Annotated in this window: 15 protein-coding genes; 12 read left to right on the top strand and 3 right to left on the bottom strand. The window is 37.3% G+C overall.

The genetic code is table 11. The features are described from left to right. Nucleotides 1–19 precede the first annotated feature (19 nt). The 3 genes from A3H37_08385 (at nt 20) to A3H37_08375 (ending at nt 2,934) form a co-directional block, all read left to right on the top strand. Nucleotides 20–949, top strand: coding sequence for an oxidoreductase (locus A3H37_08385; GenBank protein ID OGL48071.1), 930 nt, complete (start codon nt 20–22; stop codon nt 947–949). Nucleotides 950–1,129: 180 nt separating this feature from the next. Beyond that, nucleotides 1,130–2,278, top strand: coding sequence for a lipid-A-disaccharide synthase (locus A3H37_08380; protein ID OGL48030.1), 1,149 nt, complete (start codon nt 1,130–1,132; stop codon nt 2,276–2,278). Beyond that, nucleotides 2,275–2,934: a hypothetical protein gene (locus tag A3H37_08375; GenBank protein ID OGL48029.1), complete on the top strand. Its 660-nt coding sequence runs from the start codon at nt 2,275–2,277 to the stop codon at nt 2,932–2,934. The genes A3H37_08380 and A3H37_08375 overlap by 4 nt, the downstream gene beginning before the upstream one ends. 84 nt (nt 2,935–3,018) lie before the next feature. On the opposite strand, the gene A3H37_08370 is transcribed toward A3H37_08375, so the two are convergent. Next, nucleotides 3,019–3,750, bottom strand: a complete 732-nt coding sequence (locus A3H37_08370) for a hypothetical protein (protein ID OGL48028.1) — start codon at nt 3,748–3,750, stop codon at nt 3,019–3,021. 217 nt (nt 3,751–3,967) lie between these two features. On the opposite strand from A3H37_08370, the gene A3H37_08365 reads away from it, so the two are divergent. Next, entirely contained in the window at nt 3,968–4,771 is an 804-nt protein-coding gene (locus tag A3H37_08365) for a hypothetical protein (protein OGL48070.1), read from the top strand. A 49-nt stretch (nt 4,772–4,820) separates the two neighbouring features. Here A3H37_08365 and A3H37_08360 read toward each other — a convergent pair whose 3' ends face one another. After that, nucleotides 4,821–5,183: a hypothetical protein gene (locus A3H37_08360; protein OGL48027.1), complete on the bottom strand. Its 363-nt coding sequence runs from the start codon at nt 5,181–5,183 to the stop codon at nt 4,821–4,823. A 139-nt stretch (nt 5,184–5,322) separates the two neighbouring features. Here A3H37_08360 and A3H37_08355 point away from each other — a divergent pair, with 139 nt between their 5' ends. The 8 genes from A3H37_08355 to hppA all read left to right on the top strand — a co-directional run bounded on the left by A3H37_08355 (nt 5,323) and on the right by hppA (nt 16,605). Next, entirely contained in the window at nt 5,323–7,413 is a 2,091-nt protein-coding gene (locus A3H37_08355; protein ID OGL48026.1) for a hypothetical protein, read from the top strand. A gap of 36 nt (nt 7,414–7,449) precedes the next feature. Continuing rightward, complete coding sequence (locus A3H37_08350; protein OGL48025.1) at nt 7,450–7,851, top strand: hypothetical protein; 402 nt, start codon at nt 7,450–7,452, stop codon at nt 7,849–7,851. A gap of 1 nt (nt 7,852) precedes the next feature. Next, a complete protein-coding gene (locus tag A3H37_08345) occupies nt 7,853–8,851 on the top strand; it encodes a hypothetical protein (protein ID OGL48024.1) in 999 nt (332 codons plus the stop codon). A gap of 104 nt (nt 8,852–8,955) precedes the next feature. Further along, nucleotides 8,956–9,567: a hypothetical protein gene (locus A3H37_08340; protein ID OGL48023.1), complete on the top strand. Its 612-nt coding sequence runs from the start codon at nt 8,956–8,958 to the stop codon at nt 9,565–9,567. A gap of 177 nt (nt 9,568–9,744) precedes the next feature. Then, on the top strand, nt 9,745–11,193 hold the full coding sequence (locus tag A3H37_08335) for an RNA-splicing ligase RtcB (GenBank protein ID OGL48022.1): 1,449 nt from the start codon (nt 9,745–9,747) through the stop codon (nt 11,191–11,193). Between the two features lie 191 nt (nt 11,194–11,384). Further along, nucleotides 11,385–11,816, top strand: coding sequence for a hypothetical protein (locus A3H37_08330; protein OGL48021.1), 432 nt, complete (start codon nt 11,385–11,387; stop codon nt 11,814–11,816). A gap of 47 nt (nt 11,817–11,863) precedes the next feature. Next, nucleotides 11,864–14,284, top strand: coding sequence for an endopeptidase La (locus tag A3H37_08325; protein ID OGL48020.1), 2,421 nt, complete (start codon nt 11,864–11,866; stop codon nt 14,282–14,284). Nucleotides 14,285–14,475: 191 nt separating this feature from the next. Continuing rightward, nucleotides 14,476–16,605 (top strand): sodium-translocating pyrophosphatase, encoded by a 2,130-nt coding sequence (gene hppA, locus A3H37_08320; GenBank protein ID OGL48019.1) that lies wholly within the window; start codon nt 14,476–14,478, stop codon nt 16,603–16,605. Between the two features lie 91 nt (nt 16,606–16,696). Here hppA and A3H37_08315 read toward each other — a convergent pair whose 3' ends face one another. After that, nucleotides 16,697–17,932, bottom strand: a complete 1,236-nt coding sequence (locus A3H37_08315; GenBank protein OGL48018.1) for a hypothetical protein — start codon at nt 17,930–17,932, stop codon at nt 16,697–16,699. Nucleotides 17,933–18,006 lie beyond the last annotated feature (74 nt).

Raw genomic sequence — 18,006 nt, 5'->3', positions numbered from 1 at the left:
AGTTATAGGTACAGGCCATATGGGGCATTATCATGTAAATGTATACGCAGAGCAGTTAATTAATGCTGAGTTAATAGGAATAGCTGATGTTGATAAAGAAAAAGTTGAAGCACTTGCCGAGAGATACGGAATCAGAGCCTATATTGATTATAAGGAGTTATTGAATGAAGTTGAGGCTGTAAGCATAGCTGTTCCAACAGCCTTACACTACAAAGCAGCTAAGGATTGCCTTGAAGCAGGGGTTCACGTGCTCGTTGAAAAACCGTTTACTACAACCCTTGGGGAGGCTGAAGAACTCTTTGATATTGCCAAAAGGAAGAACCTTGTTATCCGTGTTGGACATGTTGAGAGATTCAATGGTGCTGTGCAGGAATTAAAGAAGATAATCAAAGATCCTCTTCTGATTGAGAGCCGCAGAATAGGTCCTTTTATATCAAGAGTTAAAGATGACAGCGTTATAATGGACTTGATGATACATGATATAGATATAATTTTAAATCTTGTTGATTCAGATATTTTGAATTATAGCGCTCTTGGAAGGTCTGTCTATTCAGAAAAGGAAGATATTGCAACAGTTCAGATGCTTTTTGAGAACGGATGCATAGCTACAATTACAGCAAGCAGGGCTTCGGAGCACAAGCTAAGGACACTGGCAATTACACAGCGTGATGCATATATTTTTCTTGATTATACTGATCAGGATATTCATATCCACAGGCGTGCTGATTCAGGTTACTTTGTAAGCAGGGAGGAGATACGGTACAAGCAGGAATCATTTATAGAAAGATTATTTGTTTATAAGGATAATCCGCTTAAACTTCAGATAAAACATTTCCTTGACTGCATCGAAAATGAAGACAAGAGAAATTTAAAAGAGAAAGATGAAACGAGATCTCTTGATATTGCTTTAAAAATAATCAACTCGCTGAAGGGAAATAAAAAGGTATAATATACCCCTTTCAGAAAAATGAATAGATATATGTGCTGACATTTGAAACAGGGCTTGAATATAAAGCATGCCATAAAATTAAAAATCATAAATTTAAACCTAAGGTAAAAATATCTTTTCTTAATACATCTTTTGATTGTGATTTATCATTATTGCATTTTATTTTTTTAATTTAACAGAATGAATCCATCATCAAAAAACAAAACTTTGCTAATAATAGTTGGTGACAAATCGGCAGACCTTTATGGGGCAAAATTGGTTCATGAGTTAAAGAAAATCGATTCATCAATAAATATTGTTGGTACAGGCGGAGAGAAGATGCGGGAAGAGGGGGTTAAGATATTATATGATGTAAAAGATATGTCGGTCATAGGGTTATGGGAAGCTGTCTCCAAGGTATCACTTATAAGAAAGATTAAAAGAGACATATTGAAACTGCTTGATACGAATACAATCAATGCTGCAGTCCTTTTGGACTTTCCGGGATTTAATCTGCACATTGCTGCAGAAATAAGGGGCAGGAACATTCCTGTAATCTATTACATAAGTCCACAGATATGGGCATGGGGAAGCGGGAGAATAAAAAAGATAAAAAAAAGAGTTAATAAAATGCTGGTCATCCTTCCATTTGAGGTTGATATATACAGAAATGCGGGTGTTGATGTAAGATTTATTGGCCATCCGTTGTTTGATGTAATCAATGCGGATAGCGATAAAGAGCTCATATGTTCGCAGTTAGGATTAAATCCTTCTTCTCCAATAATCGGAATACTGCCAGGAAGCAGAAACAAGGAGGTAAGGTTTCTCCTTCCATCAATGATGGATGGTGCTTTGCTGATTAGAGAAAAGATATCTGATGCTCAGTTTATTCTTCCAAGAGCAAAAGAGGTTGATGAATCTTATGTAAAAAAAATTATAAGCGGCAAGGGTGTTGAGGTGAAAGTTGTGGATGGGAATTCCCACGAAGTTATGAGAGTTTCTGATATTTCCATCATCTGTTCCGGCACTGCAACCCTTGAAGCAGCAATTCTTGGTTCTCCGATGTTAATTGTATACAGATTATCCAAAATAACAGAGATTATTGGAAGGAGAATGCTCAAGATTAAACAATGGGGTTTGGTAAATATAATGGCAGGAAAAGAGATTGTTCCTGAACTTGAACAGGAAGAAGTAAACGGTGAGAATCTTTCTGCTTATGTTATTTCAGTTTTAAAGTCAGAAAAGAAGAGAAAATCTATAGAGCGAAAGCTTTCTGAAATTGCCTCCAGTCTTGGAGGAAGCGGTGCAAGCATGATAGCTGCAAAGGAGATTGCGGAGTTTTTAAATTGAAAAGGTTTCGTCAGAGAATTATTTTATTTTTGATTAAGAAGATTGGAACCAGAATATTTAATCTTTTAGCAAAAAGTTACAGAGTAGAAATCATAGGCAGAGAGTCTGAAGAGAGACTTAAAAAAGATTATCCTTCAATTTTGTATGCATTCTGGCATCAGAGATTTTTATATCTCATTTACCACTTTAAAAAGAGCAACGGGAGAGTTTTGATAAGTTACAGCAAGGATGGGGAGATGATTGCAAGGGTTGTTGAGAGCTTTGGTATAGTTCCTGTAAGAGGCTCCAGTTCAAGGGGAAGAATAAGTTCAACCCGCGAAATAATAGAGGTTTTAGAGAAGGGGCATATAGTAGGAATTGCTACTGATGGGCCAAGAGGACCAATATATAATGTTAAACTGGGTATAATCCAGATTGCAAAGAGTACTGGTATGCCAATACTGCCTGTTACGGTTGGAGCAGAAAAAAAATGGAGTTTCAACAGCTGGGACAGGTTCATTGTCCCAAAGCCATTTTCAAGAATATGTATGAAATACGGAGAGCCTATGTTTGTTGAGCAGGATTCTTCAGATGATGTCTTGGAAGAAAAAAGAAAAGAGCTTGAATCAAGACTTCTGAAAATAACTAATGAGGCGGATGCTATGTACACTGTGTAAAGCCAGAGGTTAAAATTCAGAATAAAGAGAGAGAAAATATTTTTTCTTAAACCAGTGTAATGGCATCTTACACGTGTCCAGACTTTATGGCAGAATCATTACAGGGGTTCCGATTTCCACAATATTGTAAACCTTTTCCATGGCATCATCACTGATGGCAATGCAGCCGTCTGTCCAGTTTATTTTCCACTTTGATTCAAATTCTTTATCTTTCCCTGTCCCGTGAATTCCTATGTAGCCTCCAAGTTTTGTATTCCAAGGAGGTTTCTTTCTCTCTTTTATTGCCTTATCAATTGAAATAAATTCTTTGACAGAAATAAGGTCTTTCTTCAGCGCATAAAGCGCATCAAGGTCATTGGGATAACTGATTCCAATAAAATAGTTGTATTTGCTTTTATTTTTTTTACAGCAGACATAGTATTTTCCCTCAGGGGTTTTTTTATCGCCACGCATCTCTTTTTTCTCGCGCCAGAAAGGACTTAAAAGAATATTTTGAGAGAAATTCAAATTGCCGTTTTTATAAACCTCAATTAATTTATTTGATTTATAAACTACGATTTTTATGTCTTCTTTGCTTTCTTCTATTGAGATTTTTCTCAAAAATTGTTTTACTATTAAGGCAGATGAAATATTGCTTTTAACGGAGATATCAGATTCTATTCTTTGTCTTTCCTTATCTTTTATGTTATTCTGAAATTTTAATGCTTCATCTGCCTGGGCAATCTTAAGGTGGTTTGAAGAAAATGAAAAAAGAGACATGATAAACAAAACAGAAAAAGTCGTTTTAAAATATTTCATGATGTAAACAGTTTTCATAAATCTTTCTTGAAATTTATTTTGAAGAATATTCATGCATAATATAAAAAATATTTAGAGAGGACAAGAGAAAATGACTGAGTGCTTTAAAAAAATATCTGTTTTTTTGGTATTTTTAATCCTACTTTTTGCTGAACCAGGATTTTCAGCAGATTCAAAAGGGTTATATTATTATAACCAGAAGATTAAAAATAATTTAACAAAGTTTCCAACGCCTATGATTGGAGAAATTAAGGTATATAAAATTAGGAAGACAGACACGTTGCTTGATATTGCCAGAAGTTTTAGTCTGGGGTTTGCTGAGCTTAAGATTTGTAACAGCGGAGTAGACCCTTGGATACCGCCAGAAGATGAAATCTTGGTAATTCCAAGTGAATGGATTTTGCCTGAGTGCAGTTTCAAGGGGATAGTGATAAACATACCTGAAATGAGGCTTTATTATTTCATTCCAAAGACAAATTCTTTATATACATTTCCAATTGGTTTGGGAATGGAGGACTGGCAGACTCCCAAAGGAAAATTTAAAGTAACAGGAAAAAAAGAAAACCCGACATGGTATGTTCCGAAATCAATCAGAAGTACAATGGAGGAACCTAAAACAGTTGTTCCTCCGGGACCTGATAATCCTCTAGGAAAATACTTTCTTTCACTTTCAAGGGGGTACGGAATTCACGGAACAAACTCCCCCTGGTCAATTGGAAGGCTTACTACGCATGGTTGTATAAGATTGTATCCTGAGGATATGGAGTTTTTTTACAGAATAGCTAATGTCGGAACAACAGTTGAAATATTATACCAGCCCGTAAAAATTGGAATTAAAAATAATAAACTCTATATTGAAGTATATAATGATATTTATGGTGTGGTGAAGAATCCTGTGAAAGAAACAATCAGCTTATTAGGGAAATTAGGTTACATTGATAAGGTTGATATTGAAAAAATTAAATCAGCTTTGGAAGAAAAAAGCGGTTTGCCTGTTTGCATATCTGTTGTTCCTGCCACAACAAGTGAAAAAAAATAAGCGCAAAGCCAGAACATTGTAAAGGCTTTGCGCTTTTAAATTCAGGTAATTATTTTTTAATTATCTTGTTGAAGATAGCCTCAGCTTTTTCTGCAGCGGCTGTTGCCTTATTAGAAGCTTCTTCAGCTCTGGCAGCAGCAGCGTCTGCTTTGCTTGCAGCAGCGTCTACTCCATCGCATTTGGCAGCAGCAGCGTCTGTTTTGCTTGCAGCAGCTTCAGCTTTTCCAGTTGCTCCCTCTACTTTTGCTGCGGTACTTTTTGCTTCCTGAAGCGCAGCCTGTGAATCCTGAGATGCTTTTACAGCTTCATCTCTTGCCTTTAAACACTCAGCACGCCAAGCGCACCCAGTGAAAAGTAGAGAAGAAGCTATGAGGACGACCATTACTTTTAATAAACTCTTTGAACCCATCATAAATCACCTCCTTCTGGTTAATATATCGAATTTGCTATTAGCATTGATTTGCTATTAGCATGAAGATATAATAAATTTTATTAATCATATTATATTGTTTTTTAAAATCAACTAAAAAATAACTAAATATTTTTATTTTATGAAAAAAGCACAGAAACAGATAGTTTCATTAATTATCATTTTGATACTCTTTTTATCTATTATTATTTTCTTTGCCTACAGGATTTATTATTCAAGCAAAAATACCCTTGCAGACCAGTTCAATTACCAGCAGTTATTGCTGGCAAAGGAAGTTGCAAGCGACATTCAAGATTATTTTTCAGAGTTAATTGATAAACTTGAACTCTTTTCAAATTACCAGGTTGTCAAAGATATGAAAAAAGAGACTATGGGAAGAATACAAGTGTTGTATAGTCAGGAAAAAGAGTATGTAAGATTTTTGGGTGTTGTGGACAGAGAGGGGAAAACCAGGTACTTTTCATCAAAAATCGGATATGGAGAGCCTGAGAGGGATTACAGCAAAATTAATTATTTTATAAAATCCAGAATAACAGGGCATTCGCTTATTATAATGGATTATTTTAACAGGAAGGGACCTGCAATTGTTATGATATTTCCTCTGGTATTAAAAAGTAATAAGGACGAATCCTCTAAAGATTCATCATCATACAGCGAGTCAAGATTTTTAGGTGCTGTGTTGCTTGAAGTTGAAATAGAAAAAATTATAAAACGTTACATACTCCCAGTCAAATCAGGAAAAAATGGATTTGCGTGGCTTATTGATAAAAACGGGATTTTACTCAGCCATATAAAACATCCGGAAATGGTAAATAAAAATATTTTTACTTCTGAGAAAAAATGTTTTTCCTGCCATAGCTCATTTTCTACAGAAAAAGAGATGGTTCAGGGGAAATTGGGAACCGGGAGGTATTCAGTTAGGGGAAGTCATGCAAATTTTATTGCCTATGCGCCTGTACAGATTGGGGATGATTTATGGTCCGTAGGCGTTGTTGCGCCTGTTTCAGAGGTTGAGGAATTGTTAAAAATTAATCTTGTAAATACATTGATATTGGTTTTTTTGATTATAATCTCTTCAAGTTCAGGAGCATTTTTGCTTGTAAGGATTAATACAAGGAGAGTTATCCTTGAAGAGAAGGAGAGATCTTCAAGGGAAATTCTCAGAGTCAAGACAGAACTCCAGGCTATCTTTGACGGAATAACAGACGGTATTACTCTGATTGATAAAAATTTAGTTATAATGAATACCAATAGAGCATTTGCGAAAATGTTTAGTAAAACACCTGAAGAGATTATTGGAGGGGTTTGCTTCAGAGAATTAAAAAAAGGAAAAAGCAAGTGCCCTTCATGCCCTGTCGAGATTGCACAAAGAACGGGAGCCCCTTCGTTTTCAGAGGAGATTATGGAGAGAGACGACGGAAGCAAATTCTATGCAGATGTAACGGCCTTCCCTCTCAGAAATGAAAATGGTGAAATTGTCCAGATAGTAGAATATGTGAAGGATACAACGGAACAGCACAGGACGAGGACACGCCTTGAGAGGTCAGAACAACTCGCTTTAATCGGCATCTTTGCATCGGCCCTTGCTCATGAGGTCAAAAACCCGCTCAACTCAATAAATTTACAGTTAACCCTGCTTGAGAGAAGGATTTCAAAAATAAATGCAGATATAAAAGATGAGGCCGTAATTCTGATAGATATTGTCAGAAAAGAAATAAGCAGGCTTAATAAATTGACAGAAGATTTTCTTGACCTTTCAAAAGTCTCAAAAAAGAATTTTATTGAGAATGACATTAATCGTGTGCTTAAAGAAACTTTAAAGCTTATTGAAATTGAAGCAAAAGATAAAGGCGTTATAATAAATGAAAATTATACTGAACTGCCTTCAATTCCTATGGACTCAGGACGAGTAAAACAGATTTTTCTTAACATAATAACAAACTCTCTTGAAGCAATGCCAAGAGGCGGGAGTCTGGAGGTTAGCACCTTGCTGGATAATGAGGGTGTTATAGTGAAGATAAGAGACACAGGGATTGGCATAAAAGATGGTGAGAATATATTTGATATGTTTTATTCCACAAAGGAGAAAGGAACAGGGCTCGGGCTATCAATTGCTCAAAAGATAATTGAGGATCACAGCGGGAAAATCAGTTTTGAAAGTCTACCCGGGAAAGGAACAACTTTTACAATAATAATTCCTGTTAAAACATGATTTTTGTAATTTATAATTCATAATAAGGAGATAAAAATGAATTTATCAGATTCATCAAAAGTAAGAAAGCGAATCATACTTGTTGATGATGATAAACACGCGGTTGAGACATTATCAAAGCTTCTTTCAGAGGACGGATATGAGGTTGTGGTATGTTTTAATGGTAAAGAAGCGATAAAAAAAATGGAGCTCAACAAATATGATGTTATTATTACGGATTTAAGGATGCCTGAAATAGGAGGGCTTAAACTTTTAAAAAATATAAAAAAAACAGACCCGGAACTTCCGGTTATAATTGTAACAGCTTTTGGTGAGGTTGGAAGCTATCTTGATGCTTTTGTTAAGGGGGCGTATGATTACATTAATAAACCCATTAATTATGAAGAACTGATAAGGCTTCTTGAGGCAATTTTCAGAAAGGAAGAAGGGAGAAAATGATATGTCTGAGCTTCGCAAAGATCCTATAATAAGAAGATGGGTTATTGTTTCAGATGACAGAAACAATAAATTATCTGAATATGTTACTACAACCACAGAAGAGGAAAAGCATATTTGCCCTTTTTGCCCTGGAAATGAGGAGAAATCTCCTGTTGAAATATTAGCTGTGAAAGACCCTATGAGTGAAGACAGCAGGAGCAAATGGAGAGTAAGAGTCATTCCTGATAAGTTTCCGTTGTTGAGAATAGAAGGGGATTTAAAAAAAAGAGGGCATGGAATGTATGATATGATGAACGCTGTCGGTGCCCATGAAGTTGTTATTGAAACTCCTGAGCACGATGCAGACTGGACAGAATTGGAAATTGACCAGCTGCAAATTATACTTGGTGTATATCGCCAGAGAGCCCTTGATTTAAGAAAGGATACAAGATTCAAGCATATAATTATTGTTAAAAACCACGGCATACCTACAACCCACTACAGCCATTCCCATTCCCATATTTTAGCTATGCCATTTGTTGTTAAGAGAGTTGATGAGGAGTTGAACAATTCCATAGATTATTTTAAAATCAAAGAGAGATGTATTTATTGTGATATAATTAATGAGGAGATAAATATAGGCAAGAGAATCATAAAAGAATCTGATAAATTTCTGGTTTTTAGTCCTTATGCATCAAAGTTTCCTTTTGAAATATGCATTACTCCTAAAACGCATGTTTCAGACTTTGGTGCAATCAGTGATGATGTGTTAAAGGATCAGGCAATTATTTTTAAAGAAATTATGACCGGAATAAAAAAAGCCCTGAGAAATCTTTCCTACAGCATGGTACTCCACTCTGCACCGTTTCAGCGCGGATTGGTGAATGAATATCACTGGCACTGGGAAATAATACCAAGATGCAGTGATATGATGGGTTTTGAATGGGGAACAGGGCTTTATGCAAATCCGGTACTACCAGAAGATGCAGCAAAGATATTGAGAGAAGCCATCCTGTCTTGAAATGTCAAAATAATCTTTTCTTTAAGCTTTGTTATCTGAAATTATAACTGTTTCAGTAATACTTTTTTACTCTCCTGTTGATATATCAGCGACTAGGGAATATAATGAACATAGAAGAAAATATAAAATTTATAAATATTTTAATTGGCGTTATGGAGCAAACTTTGAATATGGAAAAATACAGATTAATTGATCATACATCAGATATAGGGATTGAGGTTTTTGGGGAAAACCTGCCTCAACTTTTTTCTAATGCAGGCTATGCTCTTTTTGACATAATAACAGATCTCTCACTTGTGAAAAGTAAAGTTTCAAAAAGTGTAACTGTAACAGGAAGGGACCTTGATGAAATAATGGTTAACTGGCTTGGAGAGCTTTTATATATATATGATAAAGAAAGAATTATATTAAAAGAATTCAAGATTATAGAGCTAAATACATCATCTATAACTTCAAAAGATAAAAAACAGGATTTTTGTCAAATAATAGCATCTAAAAATAATACAGAGAAGGATAAAGAAGTCGCTTTTTCATTTAAAGAAAAAAAAAGCCCTGAAGAGGTTGAATGGTTGAAACTAGTTGCTGAAATTAGAGGTGAAAGATATGACGATGGAGTTCATATCATAAATACAACAGTAAAGGCAATTACCTATCATCAGCTTAAAATTATAAAAGATGATATTGGTTGGCATACAAGGGTTATTATGGATGTATAAATAAATTATAACCTACTACTAAAAACTATAGTGAACGACATAAGTAACATCCCATACGATAGGCGGGACATTCTTGTCCCGCCGAGACGGGGGTAGAAAACCCCGTCTATCGGGATTGAGATATGTCAATTTATTTTTGTCGTTTACTATAGTGAACTTATAAAGGTGGTGAGTTGAATGGCAGAAAAGATGGAGTTGCAGAGGATAGATGAGTACAGATGGAAAATTCCTAAAAAAGGGAGGATGAGAGTAGATGGTGTGATTTATGCTGATGAAAGAATGATTGAAACCATAAGGCAGGATGAGAGTTTAGTACAAGTTGCAAATGTGGCTCAGTTGCCAGGCATAGTCAAGGCTTCCTTTGCAATGCCTGACATACACTGGGGTTATGGCTTCCCGATTGGAGGTGTTGCTGCCTTTGATGTTGATAAAGGGGTTGTGTCTCCAGGGGGTGTGGGTTATGATATAAACTGCGGGGTCAGGTTGTTGAGTTCAAATCTTTTTCTGGAAGATGTTAAACCAAGAATCAGGGAGATAACCAACGTCATGTTTTCCAATATACCAACTGGAGTTGGTTCGCACAGGAAGGATTTAAAATTAAGCAGCAATGAGGAAAAAAAGGTTCTTGAAATGGGAGCAAAATGGGCAGTCAGAATGGGATTTGGCACTGAAGAAGACCTTCTCCATATAGAAAGTGAGGGGTGTATTTCTGGGGCAAATCCTGAGATTGTAAGTGTGAGGGCTTTGGAGAGAGGAAAAGACCAGCTTGGAACATTGGGTTCAGGAAACCATTTTGTAGAGGTTGGTTATGTCTCAGAGGTATATGATGAAAATCTTGCAGGCATTTTAGGCATAGAGAAAAATAAAATCACTGTAATGATACATACGGGCTCAAGAGGGTTAGGTTATCAGGTATGCGATGATTATATTAAGGTAATGATTGATGCTATAAGAAAATATGATATAGAAATTCCTGATAAACAGCTATGCTGCGCACCTTTAAAATCTGAAGAAGGTAAAAGATATATGGGAGCAATGGCTTGCGCTGCTAACTATGCTTTTACTAACCGCCAGATAATAGCTCACTGGGTAAGAGAAACTTTTGAGAAGGTTTTAAGAATTGGGCCAAATGACCTCGGAATGGATTTGGTTTATGATGTTGCACATAATATAGCAAAAATTGAGACTCATACTGTAAATGGAGTGGAAAAAAAATTATGTGTTCACAGAAAAGGGGCAACAAGGGCTTTTCCTCCCGGCAGTCATCATATACCAAGGGATTATTATTCAACAGGACAGCCTGTTTTAATTCCAGGAGATATGGGGAGATGCTCCTATGTATTAGTTGGAGCAGAAGGGGCTTTTGATGAAACCTTTGGAAGCACCTGTCACGGGGCAGGAAGGCTGATGAGCAGGAATCAGGCTAAAAAATTAGTTAAAGGAAGAGCCATAGAGAGAGAACTCGAGAAGAATGATATATTTGTTAAAGCTTCTGGAAGGGGAACAATTGATGAAGAGGTGCCTGAAGCCTATAAAAATGTAACTGATGTCGTAAATGTAGTAACTGGAGCAGGAATTAGCAGAAAAGTAGCTCAGCTTAAGCCTCTTGGTGTGATTAAGGGATGAAAAATAACTTATAAACTATAACTTCTGTCTTATGACTTTAGGATTAACGAGAAGTGGAGTCTTAAATCAACTTGAAAAAATGGAATTTTTCAATTGAAAGGAGTAATGAATTATGAAAAATATAGAGTTATAGAGAAAGTTGAAACTTCTTAAAGTAAATCTTTAGTCTTTTTAAGAAAGAAGAGTTTAAAATGGATATATATGATAAAAAACCAGAAGAAGGAATAATGGATTTTGAGGAATTTTTTGACAGGTTCCATAATTTTGTCAGACATTCTAGATTTTCACTTGAAGCAGTATGGAGACCTTCAATAGATATTGTTGAATCAGACGAAGAAGTTATAATTTTTGCTGAGCTTGCAGGTGTCAATAAAAGCGAAGTGGAAATTACTTACAAGGATGGAATATTGAGATTGAGAGGTAATCGCAAGCAACCGTACGCACAAAACAAAAAAAAATTTACGCAGCTTGAAATAGAACATGGCAGATTTGAACGCCTGATAAAAATTGAGGAAAAGATTAATGCAGAGGAGATTTCAGTCAACCTTGAAGAAGGGATTCTGAAAATAAGATTGCCGTTTAAGGAAAGAAGAAAAATAATAAAGGTTGAGATAGAAGAATAGAATATTAGGGGAATGACATGCCATTCCCCTACAAGAGGAGGGAAGTAATGGTTTTTTTTGATAAAAGCGAGAGAGAAGAAATAAATCAGGATAAAAAAGAGGAAAATGAAAAAATTCCTAAAGATCTTCCAATCCTACCTTTGAAGGATATGATTGTTTTCCCGTCAACCGTAACACCGCTTGTAGTTGCGGGAGAGAATTCAATAAAGCTTATTGATGATTCTCTTGCAGAAGATAAAATGGTTGGACTTTTCCTTGAGAAAAATCCAAACAGAGAAAAGGGTGAAAAACCGGAGTTAAATGAAGTTGGGACGGTTGCTGTGATACTCAAGATGCTCAAGTTTCCGGATAAAACCATAAGAATACTTGTTCAGGGATTGAAAAGGATTGGTATAATAGAGAGTACCCAATATACCCCATATTTTAAAGGTAAGATAAAAACTGTTGACGATGTTTTCGAGACATCAAAGGAGATGGATGCTTTAAAGGCTGCTCTTGTCAATAACTTCTCTAATCTTATTTCAAAGATACCCTATCTTCCTGAAGAGCTTCAGATTATGGTTATGAACATTGAAGACCCTGGAAGAATTGCTGACCTTGTTGCTTCAAGCTTGAATATAACCCTTGAGGAGAAGCAGGAGATTCTTGATACTCTTGATGTTAAAATACGAGTGGAAAAAGTTATTGCAATTGTTCAGAAGAATTTAGAGCTTTTGGAACTTGGCACGAAGATTCAATCTGAGGTTCAGTCTGAGTTAAATAAGGGACAGAGAGAGTATTTTTTAAGACAGCAGTTAAAGGCAATACAGAAAGAACTTGGCGAGAAGGATGAGAGATCTTCTGAAATTGAAGAGCTTGAGAAAAAAATTGCTGAAGCAAAAATGCCTGAAACGGCTGAAAAGGAAGCAAAGAGAGAGATTGACAGGTTAAAAGTAATACCTATTGAGTCAGCAGAGCACACAGTAGTCAGGACATACCTTGACTGGCTTGTTGCGCTTCCTTGGGCAGTTTCAACAGAGGACAACCTTGATATCCTGCGTGCCAAAATAATTCTTGATGATGACCATTATGACCTTGAAAAAGTAAAAGACAGAATTCTTGAGTATCTTGCAGTAAGAAAACTTAAAAAGGATGCAAAGGGTTCAATTTTGTGTTTTGCAGGTCCGCCTGGGACAGGGAAGACTTCTTTGGGAAAATCCATTGCAAGGGCTTTGGGAAGGAAATTCATAAGACTTTCACTTGGAGGTGTAAGGGACGAGGCTGAGATAAGAGGGCATAGAAGGACTTATATTGGGGCTTTGCCCGGAAGGATAATTCAGGGAGTCAAAACTGCTGGTTCAAACAATCCTGTGTTCATGTTGGATGAAGTGGACAAAATCGGGATGGATTTCAGGGGAGATCCATCTTCAGCGCTTCTTGAGGTTTTGGATCCTGAGCAGAATTTTTCTTTTTCAGACCATTACCTTGATGTGCCTTTTGACCTTTCAAAGGTGATGTTTATTACAACTGCAAATCTCCTTGACCCAATTCCACCTGCCTTGATGGATAGGATGGAGGTGCTTGAACTTTTGGGTTATATGGAGGATGAAAAACTGCACATCGCAAAAAAACATTTAATTCCCAAACAGCTTTTTGAGAACGGTTTGACTGATGATAATCTTTTAATACATGATGAGGCAATAGTCTCCATAGTCAGAGATTATACAAGAGAGGCGGGCTTAAGGAATCTTGAAAGGGAAATAGCAAATATCTGCAGAAAAGTGGCAAAGGGAATTACAGAGGGAAAAGAGGGAAAGTTTGAAGTAACAAAAGACAGCATAAAAGAGTTTTTAGGGAACAAGAAATACTTTTCAGAGATTGCAGAAAGGACCGATGAACCGGGTGTTGCAATAGGGCTTGCATGGACTCCATCAGGAGGGGATATTCTTTTTATTGAATCCACAAAGATGAAGGGGAGCAAGGGCTTGACTCTCACAGGACACTTGGGGGATGTGATGAAGGAATCAGCGCAGGCTGCTTTAAGCTATCTGCGGTCAAGGGCAAAACAGTTTGGAATAGATGAGAAGTTTTTTAATAGTTCTGATATTCATATCCATGTGCCGGCAGGCGCAATTCCAAAAGACGGTCCTTCGGCAGGGATAACAATGGCAACCTCTCTTGCTTCTCTCCTGACAGGAAGGCCTGTTAAAAATGAACTTGCAATGACTGGAGAGATAACGCTTCGGGGAAAGGTTCTTCCTGTTGGCGGAATAAAGGAAAAGGTTATGGCTGCAAACCGCGCAGGAATAAACACTGTCATTCTTCCTAAAAGAAACGAGAACGACTTAGAGGATATTCCAAAGAATGTCAGGGAGAAAATGAAGTTTATTTTTGTTGAAAACGTTGGAGAGGTTTTTGAGATAGCACTTGATAAGAGAAAGGCAAGAGAAGATAAGGTCAAGCCATCCAAGCGTGAGAGACCAGTTTAAGACTGAAAAATTTTCTAACGAAGTTCAATAAAGTTTTTTAGCGCATAAATTTTTGCCCCCCCATATTTTCCGCTTGACAATTTTGACCTTTTCAGTCAAATCTACGCCTTCAAAATTTAAGTATTAAACTTTAAGATACATTTTAACATTTTCACATTCTAACATTTAACATTTTTTTAGAGAGGTTTTAGATGCTTACAATATTATTAATAATCATCGCAATAAGCGTGATTTCTCTTGCATTTGCAGGTTATCTGACAAGCTATGTTTTCAAACAGGATTGCGGAACAAAAGAGATGCAGGAAATATCAAACGCAATCAAAGAGGGAGCTGAGGCATTTTTAAGACGTCAGTATAAAACCATCGGACTCTTAAGCATTGTTGTTGCTGCTGCACTTTTTCTTTTTTATAATTACAGCTCAAGCCCAAACATAACAGAGCTTGGACCTTCAATAGCATTAAAGGTAACTTTTGCCTTCATACTTGGCGCTGCCTGTTCTGCAGTTGCAGGGTTCATTGGGATGTTTGTTTCAATCCGTGCAAACATCAGGGCAGCATCAGCAGCAAGGGAAAGCCTAAACAAGGCATTGCAGATTGCATTGAGAGGCGGCGCTGTTTCCGGGCTTGCAGTGGTTTCGATGAGTTTACTCGGAGTTGGCGGACTTTTTTATTTTTACGGCGGGCTTGATCCTGATCAGTATCTTGTTGTTCCTCTCCAGATTGTAGGATTTGGTTTCGGAGCAAGCTTTGTTGCTCTTTTTGCACAGCTTGGAGGAGGAATTTTTACTAAAGCTGCGGATGTCGGAGCAGACCTTGTTGGAAAGGTTGAAGCAGGAATTCCTGAGGATGACCCGAGAAACCCTGCAGTAATTGCAGACCTTGTTGGTGACAATGTCGGTGATTGCGCAGGAAGGGGCGCTGACCTTTTTGAATCAACTGCTGCAGAGAATATTGGAGCAATGATTCTTGGAATCGCCCTTTACCCGATATTCGGACTTGGCGGAATTATGTTTCCGCTTCTTGCCAGAGCCTTTGGACTTATAGCCACAATGGTAGGAGTTATGGTTGTTAAAACAAAAGAAGATGGCGACCCTATGCAGGCACTTAACAGGGGCTATTATGTTACAACCGTGATAGCTATGATAGGTTTTTACTTTGCTGTACAACTCCTTCTTCCTCCTGGTCCTGGCATTAATAATAACTGGTTTTTTGCTGCAGGTGTAATCGGGATTCTGACAGCTCTTTCCTTTGTTTTCATCACACAGTACTACACAGAATTTAAATACAGACCGGTAAAATCTATTGCTGAGGCTTCAAGGACAGGTCCTGCAACAAACATCATAACAGGGCTTGCAGTTTCAATGGAGTGTACAGCAGCCCCTATTATTGTTATGTCTGCAGCAATAATGGCTGCATACAAGTGCGGGCAGTTTGCACTGCCTGGTGTAACAGGCGCAGGGCTTTACGGAACAGCAATTGCCACAATGGGAATGCTGGCACCATGCGCATATATCCTTGCAATGGATACATTTGGTCCTATAACAGACAATGCAGGCGGAATTATAGAAATGTCAAAACAGCCTGAAAAGATAAGACAGAGAACTGATAAGCTTGATTCAGTCGGAAATACAACAAAGGCTCTTACAAAGGGATATGCAATCGGAAGCGCAGGGCTTGCAGCATTCCTTCTTTTCAGGGCATATCTTGACGAGGTTCAAAAAATTACCCATAAAGTAATTCAGGTAGATCTCAGCCGTGTGCCGGTTTTTGTCGCTGGACTTCTTGGAGCAATGCTTGTTTTCCTTTTCAGCGCCCTTGCTATCAGGGCTGTCGGAAGGGCAGCGTATTGTATAATAAATGAAGTAAGAAGACAGTTTAAGGAAAACCCCGGTATCATGAAGGGAACTTCAAAGCCAAATTACGGGAGATGCGTTGACATAGTTACAATAGGTGCCTTAAAGGAGATGGTGCTTCCCGGTATTATTGCAGTTCTTTTTCCTGTTTCAGTTGGTTTTTCATTTAAGTATCTTTCTTCTTCAGGAAACATAGGTGCTGAGTCTGTTGCAGCGCTTCTGATGGTAGGAACAATTACCGGAATCCTTATGGCGACAATGATGAACAATGGCGGCGGCGCATGGGATAATGCAAAGAAATATATTGAAACCGGAGCCTTTGGCGGAAAGGGTTCTGATACCCACAAGGCAGCAGTAGTTGGCGATACAGTAGGGGACCCGTTAAAGGATACAGCAGGTCCGTCACTGCACGTTCTGATAAAGCTTCTGAGCACAATCACACTCGTTCTGGCACCGCTATTTATATAGAGAAGGGTTCAAGGGTTCGAGGGTTTAGAGTTTAAGAGATAATCCCCCCTGTTTCCCCCTTTAGAAAAGGGGGAGAAGAGGGGGATTTGTTCTAAGATTGAATCCTGCTTTTGCCCCTTACATTATTAACGGCTTTCTTGAATGCTTCTATTTCTTTGCTTATCATATCATCAGTTTTGTTAGAGTCTCTGAGCTTGCTTGCCTGTGCAGAAATATCAGCAGCTGTTTTGATAGCTTCATCCTGCTTTGTCTTGTCTTTTTCAAGCTTTATTTTCTCAACATACAGAAGCACTTTATAATTAAGGGCATCGGGATAATTCTTATTGAGTTCTATCGCATTGTCAAGGGATTTTAAACCATCTTCAATTGCTTCATTTTTAATAAGGTCTATTATTAAATCAACAGCCTTTGCAGCAGCATTCTTATTGACACCGCTTACTACAAGGGGAATGTAGTTTGCTAAATTTTCAGGGCTTTTGCTCAAAACAGAGTGAAGCATCTTTACTTCTTCTGGTTTGATTCCTTCAATTTTCCCAATACAGCTTATTATATCCTGAGGAGAACTTGTTATACACTCAATTGCCTTTTCTCCATATTCCTTTTTAATTTTCGGGACACTCGTAATCCGGGACATTAATGATTTTTTATCCAGTTTTCCAAGAACGGTTCCTTCATCTGTATTTATTGCGTCAAGCACCTGCGGGACAAGTTCCTTGCTTATCCCTGAAACCCTGCTTATCTTTTCAACTGCGCTTTCATTTGCCTTGAGGTTGTTTACATAATCTTTCATGCCCAGAACATTATAAAGTTTTCTGTTGTCAAAGCATAATCCCCAGTCAAGGACGCCTATTGTGTAATGTCCCTCTGAGTTGTTCGGGTCAATTTCGATTCTTTTCTTGAGGTATAGAATGGCTTCAGGGAACTGACCATCGTTCATATACATATTACCTATCTTTGCATACTCGCTTGAAATATTAAGTTGCGCCTCAGCATCATTAGGTTTTAGTTCTATAACTTTCTGGTAATATTTAATTGCATTGTTTGCTATCTCAAGACGTTTTGGTTTTTGAAAGGGGTCTATGTTAACAAGGAAAAGGTTTGAATAACACACGGCTATATTTTTATAGGCTTCATCAGATTTAGGGTCTATTTCTGCTGCAAGCCTGAACTCTTCTATTGCCTTTTCAAAATCACTTTCAGCATAATATTTTTCTCCCTGGCTTAAATGCTTCTGGTATTCTTTTTTCTTTCTTGAAGATTCACAACTGATGAGAGGGATTATTAGGGATATTGAGAGCAGAATGAGGAATATTTTATTTCTTTGCATTGGATTACTCCTTTAAAATAATTTCCTTTTATTTCTATATTACTATTTTTTTGATTGTCAAGAGATTTATTTTG

It is taken from the genome of Candidatus Schekmanbacteria bacterium RIFCSPLOWO2_02_FULL_38_14 (assembly GCA_001790855.1).
Lineage (GTDB): Bacteria > Schekmanbacteria > GWA2-38-11 > GWA2-38-11 > GWA2-38-11 > 2-02-FULL-38-14-A.
This window is presented reverse-complemented; position numbering and strand designations above follow the sequence as displayed.